The sequence below is a fragment of the Planktotalea sp. genome, from assembly GCF_049680325.1.
Lineage (GTDB): Bacteria > Pseudomonadota > Alphaproteobacteria > Rhodobacterales > Rhodobacteraceae > Planktotalea.
In genome coordinates, this window is the sequence record NZ_JBAUHO010000306.1 from 1 (window position 1) to 5,741 (window position 5,741).

General features: G+C 57.3%; 7 protein-coding genes. 1 reads left to right on the forward strand and 6 read right to left on the reverse strand.

Features of this window, described 5'->3' with window-relative positions; genetic code table 11:
* The 6 genes from WBC85_RS13905 to WBC85_RS13930 form a co-directional block, all read right to left on the reverse strand.
* A partial coding sequence (locus tag WBC85_RS13905; protein ID WP_424438384.1) for an acetyl-CoA C-acyltransferase occupies nucleotides 1-924 on the reverse strand: 924 nt, incomplete at its 3' end.
* 103 nt (nucleotides 925-1,027) lie between these two features.
* Nucleotides 1,028-1,972, reverse strand: coding sequence for a LysR substrate-binding domain-containing protein (locus tag WBC85_RS13910; protein WP_424438387.1), 945 nt, complete (start codon nucleotides 1,970-1,972; stop codon nucleotides 1,028-1,030).
* Nucleotides 1,972-2,736 carry an aspartate dehydrogenase gene (locus WBC85_RS13915; RefSeq protein WP_424438390.1) on the reverse strand — a complete coding sequence of 255 codons (765 nt, stop codon included), beginning with the start codon at nucleotides 2,734-2,736 and terminating at the stop codon, nucleotides 1,972-1,974. Before WBC85_RS13915 ends, WBC85_RS13910 begins: the two co-directional genes overlap by 1 nt.
* Nucleotides 2,737-2,820: 84 nt before the next feature.
* On the reverse strand, nucleotides 2,821-3,498 hold the full coding sequence (locus WBC85_RS13920; protein ID WP_424438393.1) for a nitroreductase: 678 nt from the start codon (nucleotides 3,496-3,498) through the stop codon (nucleotides 2,821-2,823).
* 14 nt (nucleotides 3,499-3,512) lie between these two features.
* Nucleotides 3,513-3,983 carry a MaoC family dehydratase gene (locus WBC85_RS13925; RefSeq protein ID WP_424438396.1) on the reverse strand — a complete coding sequence of 157 codons (471 nt, stop codon included), beginning with the start codon at nucleotides 3,981-3,983 and terminating at the stop codon, nucleotides 3,513-3,515.
* 12 nt (nucleotides 3,984-3,995) lie between these two features.
* The gene (locus WBC85_RS13930) at nucleotides 3,996-5,000 is read right to left on the reverse strand and encodes an NADP-dependent oxidoreductase (RefSeq protein WP_424438400.1); all 1,005 of its coding nucleotides are present in this window, start codon (nucleotides 4,998-5,000) and stop codon (nucleotides 3,996-3,998) included.
* 40 nt (nucleotides 5,001-5,040) lie between these two features.
* On the opposite strand from WBC85_RS13930, the gene WBC85_RS13935 reads away from it, so the two are divergent.
* Nucleotides 5,041-5,697, forward strand: coding sequence for a histidine phosphatase family protein (locus WBC85_RS13935; RefSeq protein ID WP_424438403.1), 657 nt, complete (start codon nucleotides 5,041-5,043; stop codon nucleotides 5,695-5,697).
* The last annotated feature ends 44 nt before the right edge of the window (nucleotides 5,698-5,741 follow it).

The following is a 5,741-nucleotide window of genomic DNA, read 5'->3' on the forward strand; positions in this document are numbered from 1 at the left end:
GCGTTCCAGAACCTTTTGGCTGGCAGGCACAGGGCCTATGCCCATCACGCGCGGCGCGACGCCAGCCGAGGACATGCCGACGATGCGGGCCATCGGCGTAAGCGAGTGTTTGTAAAGCGCTTTGTCAGAGGCAATCAGCAGCGCAGCGGCACCATCATTGACGCCGCTGGCATTGCCTGCGGTCACGGTCAGATCAGGTCCATTGATCCCGCGTAGTTTAGCGAGCTTTGTGATGTCTGTGTCGGGGCGGGGATGTTCGTCGGTGTCGAACACAACCGGATCACCGCGGCGTTGGGGGATGTTTACAGGGATGATTTCGTCCGCGAAGTGACCTGCGCTATGGGCTTTGGCCCAAGCCGCTTGCGAGCGGGCAGCAAAGGCATCTTGGTCTTCGCGGTTGATGTTGTAGTCGGCCGCAACATTGTCGGCCGTTTCGGGCATTGAATCGACGCCGTAGGCCTCTTTCATTTTGCGGTTGATGAAACGCCAGCCGATGGTGGTATCAAAGACCTCATTGGCGCGGCTGAAGGCAGTGGTTGCTTTGGGCATCACAAAGGGCGCGCGCGACATGCTTTCAACGCCGCCTGCAATCGTCAGATCATAATCGCCCGCCTTGATCCCGCGTGCCGCAAAACCAACGGCGTCCATTCCAGAGGCGCAAAGGCGGTTGATCGTGGTGCCGGGGACATCAACAGGAAGGCCTGCAAGCAATGCGGCCATGCGCGCGACATTGCGATTGTCTTCGCCCGCCTGATTGGCAGAACCGAAGATCACCTCGTCGACGCGTGCCCAATCCACACCCTTGTTACGTTCCATCAGTGCGGCGATGGGCAGGGCTGCCAGATCGTCAGTTCGCACTGATGACAGTGCGCCGCCGTAGCGGCCAATCGGGGTGCGGACCCCGTCGCAAATATAGGCGTTCATGATGTAGTGACCTCCCAAGACAAATGAAGCTTATCGGATTCGGTGCAAAGCGCAAAATAAAAAGTTACAAAAATTCTAAATTTCTAAAATTTTCGTAACGCTTCTACAGGGCGCTGCTGATTGTTCGTAAGACCTCTAGCAGGGCCAGACTGGCGGGCGATAATCGTCCTTCCTTGCGATAGCTGACTCCTATGGGGTTGTTGCCGAAGGGGACATCCCAGTTCAACCGCGCCAGCGTGCCGTTCGAAATATCTTCGACCGCGACATGGGCCGGGACGATGCCGATAAAGTCACGGCTTTGCGTAAGTGCGCGATTGGTGAGGTAGGAAATTGATTCAATGGCCATAGGGGGTTCGTACTGGCCTTGCACAACAAAGAAGTGATCTAACTGCCTGCGCAGCGTCGTTTCAAGCGGGGGGATGATCCACGGATAGGGTTTAAGGTCTTCAAAGGTAAGCGTTTGCTTGTTCGCCAAAGGATGGCCAGGGCGCACGATAGCGTGGATGGTTTCATCAAAAAGCTTGTCCTGCACCAGATCATCGCGGTGGCGATAGGTGGGCAAGCGTCCGACGACCAGATCAATTTCACCTGCGCGCAGGGCTGGCATCAAAACCTCATTCGTCCCTTCGACGACTTTTATGGACACGTCCGGGCGGATTTCCAGCAGTGCCTCAATCGCTCTTGGCAAAAGATGGGACGACGCTGCAAGCAAGGTGCCGACGACGACACGGCCACGGCGCCCCTCACCCAGGTCATCGAGTTCCTGCGCGGCATGGGCAAGCTGGGCCAAGATCAGTTTGGCGTGACGGATCAGTGTGTCGCCGTAGACCGTTGGCGAGACGCCGCGATTTGTGCGCTCGAACAATGTAACTTCGAAATCGAGCTCAAGCTCTTTTAGGATCATCGTCGCGGCGGGTTGAGAGATATTCATTTCGCGCGCAGCATTGCGAAGATTGCGATGGGCACCAACTGCGATGAGCAGTCGCAGCTGTTTGAGCTTTAGGCGCGCGATGGCCCTTTCGGTTATTTTTGCAGCGTTGGATTTCATCAAAAACGGATCACGGAATTAAGACTGTCGAGTGCTCCGACCACGCTCATCGCGGCGAGCGCGGAACTGCTTGGGTTGTCTGGCAATGACATGCCAGCGATACGAAACGAGAAAGAGCCGAACGCACCCTCACAGTGAACTTCGTGAATGTTCTGCGAAATGCCGGGATCGGCAATTAGCGCGACCTCGGTCTTGTCAAAACCGATACCAGCGAGCGCGACGGCAGCGGCGACATTTGCGTTTTTAGGATAGGCGATGGCTGCGACGCGCGCGCTGCCCGTAAAGTGGCATTGTGCTTCTTTCAGATTGTTCAGGTCCAGCACCTTTTCGGCAGGTGAGCCAAGCCAGCCGCGCGGTGGTTTACGGCCAATGTATCGAACATGCTCTATGTCTCCTGCGCGGGCAGAGCGCAACGCATCAAGCGCGCCAATGGCACCGCTGGCTAATATCAGCTTTGCGCCACTTGCCTGACCTGCCTGTGTGAGTTCCTGTTCTAGCGTTTGATCTGCCAAAGCACCGATCGAGACGGTCAAAACATCAATGCCCGCACGTAACGCATCGGGGCCGAACTGGCGCAGCGCGCTGTGGCCTGCGCAATCAACGACGAGATCAATAGCGGACGGCAGGTCTTTGATGCGCGCAACCCGGCCATCGCCAAGTTTGTCAGCGCGCACGATCACCGATGCAATGTCATGGCCACGCGCGATGGCTGCGTTGCTCACATATTGCGCAATCGCGCCGCGCCCGATCATTGCCAATCTCATATGAAGCACCTTAGCTGTTATTCAAAAATCGTAGATCGGCAGCCAAGAAATGCCAAGTCACTTATATCTGGAGGTTTTTAGCGCCTAATCGTCGAACCCCAAGAAGCGCGTTGTATTGCTAATCGGGCGACGCCGCGAAATGACGGAATTGGCGACGAAATCCTCGTCCGGCCATCCCAAGGCAACGCAGGTCAGTATGATCTGATCCTCGGGGATGTTTGCGACCTCGCGCACGACCGGGCTTTGCATGATGCCTTGCCCGTTGATAACCGCGCCAACCCCGCGCGCCCAAGCAGCCAGCACCAGTGAATTGGTCATCGCACCCGTGTCAAAATGGGCGATGGTGTTGTTAAGCAGTGCGCGGTCAAAGCATACAACGATGGACACAGGTGCATCGAACTGACGAAAACCCCGCATGACCCAATCCTGACGCTTCTCTTTATCGCCGCGCTCAATCCCCATTTTCTCAAACAGCTGCACGGCAATTTCGATCTGGCGTTCGCGGTGCACGCCCTCGTATTCGGCATAGTCCTCGATATCGCGGGTGGGTTTGACGCCTGCCAGCATCCGTTCGGTATTGCCTTTTCGCACCTGCTCGAGCGGCTCGCCCGTCAGCACATGCAAGTGCCACGGCTGGGTATTCATCGACGAAGGCGCGCGATTGGCAAGTGCGATGATTTCCTCGAGCAGCTCCTTTGGGATAGGCTTGTCGGTAAATCCACGAATGGAGCGGCGCTCGTTAATGGCTGTATCTAGGTCCATGTTTTTCGCTTTCGTTAGTCTTTGAACACGGCAAGGCCGAGCCATTCGGCGACCAGTGCGGGGGTTTCCTCGCCCTCGATCTCGATCGTCAGGGTATTGGTGCGGAGCAAATCCGTTGCATTGCGCGCGTTCACATCTTTCAAAGTAAACCGCCCGCGCAACTTTGAACCTGCGCGCACGGGCATCAGGAAACGTAGTTTGTTCATGCCGTAATTGATGCCCATGACCTGACCGGGAAGCATCGAAAAGCAATCATAGGCAAAGCGCGAGGCGAGCGAGAGGGTCAGGAACCCATGCGCGATGGTGCCACCAAAGGGGGTTTCCTTGGCGGCGCGCACAGGATCAACGTGAATCCATTGTTCGTCCTGCGTGGTCTTGGCGAATTCATCGATCATCTTTTGATCGACGGTAATCCAGTTGGACACGCCGACTTCGGTGCCGATCTGGGCTTGGGCATTGGTAAGGGCGGTTTGTAGGGATGACATATGCGCGCTCCTTTAGCTTGGGTCTGCGGCAACCCGCACGAGACGTTTGCCTTTGTTATCACCATTCAGCAGGCCGATGAGCGCTTGCGGGGCGTTTTCAAGACCCTCGACGATGTCCTCGAAGACTTTGACCTGACCGCTCGAAACCCAATGCTGCATCGCGCGCAGACATTTGGCGTCGTTGTGGGCGAAATCCATAACGATGAAGCCTTCCATTTTGAGGCGCTTCACCACGATTACACCCGGCAGGTTGCGCGGGCCTGTGGGATTGTCGGTGTCATATTGGCTGATAGCGCCGCAGCAGATGACGCGGCCCTTCTCGTTCATCACGTTGAGCGAGGATTCCAAAACTTTGCCGCCGACGTTGTCGAAATAGATATCGGCGCCGTTGGGGCAGGCCTTGAACAGTGCTTTGCCAAGGCCCGCTTCGCGGTAATCGACGCAGGCGTCAAAGCCGAGTTCATCGACAACCCATGCGCATTTCTCCGGCCCACCAGCGATTCCGACAACGCGGCAGCCCATCGCCTTGGCAATCTGGCCGACGTAGCCGCCGACCGAACCTGCTGCAGCGGAGACAAGCACAGTTTCACCCGCGAGAGGTTGGCCAATGGACATCAACCCGTGAAAAGCAGTTTTGCCAGCGATGCCATAGACGGACATAAGGTGGGACAGTGTGTCGACCTTTGGCAGTTTTTGTACCTTATGCGCCTTGGCGGTGATGTAGTCGGACCAGGTGGCTTCGGCGGCGACAATATCGCCAACGCTTAGGCGTGGGCTCTTGCTCGCGGCGACTTCACAGATCGCATAGGTCGGCATTGGATCGCCCTTTTGAACGGCGGCGCGGTAGGTCGCGCCCTTCATCCAAGAGCGGTTCGCGGCGTCTATGGACATCAGAATCACGCGTAGCAGCACTTCGCCGTCCTGCGGCTCTGGCATCGGGGCCTCGCCCATTTGAAAATGCGCCTTGCTCAGCGCGTCGATAGGTAGTTCTGCGATAGTGATCTGGCGGTTTTGCATGGGATGTGTCCTAGTGTGAAAAAGCGAAAAGGGGATTGCGATGAACGAGGTACGCCAACATAGGTTCACACCGCCCAAGGGTGCGGCGGACATGTTGTTGATACGACATGGAGAGACGCAGGCGGCGGTGCGCGGTGAGAGTTTTCCCTTGGTCGACGGGCAGGGCGATCCTGCGTTGCATCCTGATGGAGAAGCACAGGCGTTGGCTGTTGGTGAGCGTCTGAAAGCAGAGCCTATAAAAGCGATCTATGTCACCAAAATGCAGCGTACCCATCAAACGGCTGCGCCTGTGGCCGCTCATCTGGGTCTGACGCCGCAGGTTGATCGGGATCTGCATGAGGTGTTTCTGGGCGATTGGGACGGCGGCGAATATCGCTTCCGCGCCGCGTCGGGTGATCCTGCGTTCCTGCGCGCGAAAGAGCGGCAAGAGTGGGGTGAAATTCCGGGGGCGGAAACCACTGCCGAGTTGCAAGCGCGGGTGCGCGCTGGATTGCTGCGGATCGCCGCCGCACACAGCGATGAATTGGTCGCCGTTGTCGTGCATGGCGGTGTTATTGGCGCGGCGCTGGCCGTGGCGACAGGATCGCCTGCCTTTGCTTTTCACGGTGCCGAGAACGGCTCGATCAGCCGCCTTGTCATCAGCGGCGAGCAGATGATCCTGCGCGGGTTCAATGATGTCTCGCACCTTCCCGATTAATCCATCGTGACCACGACTTTGCCCAGGACCTTGCGGTCCTGGAG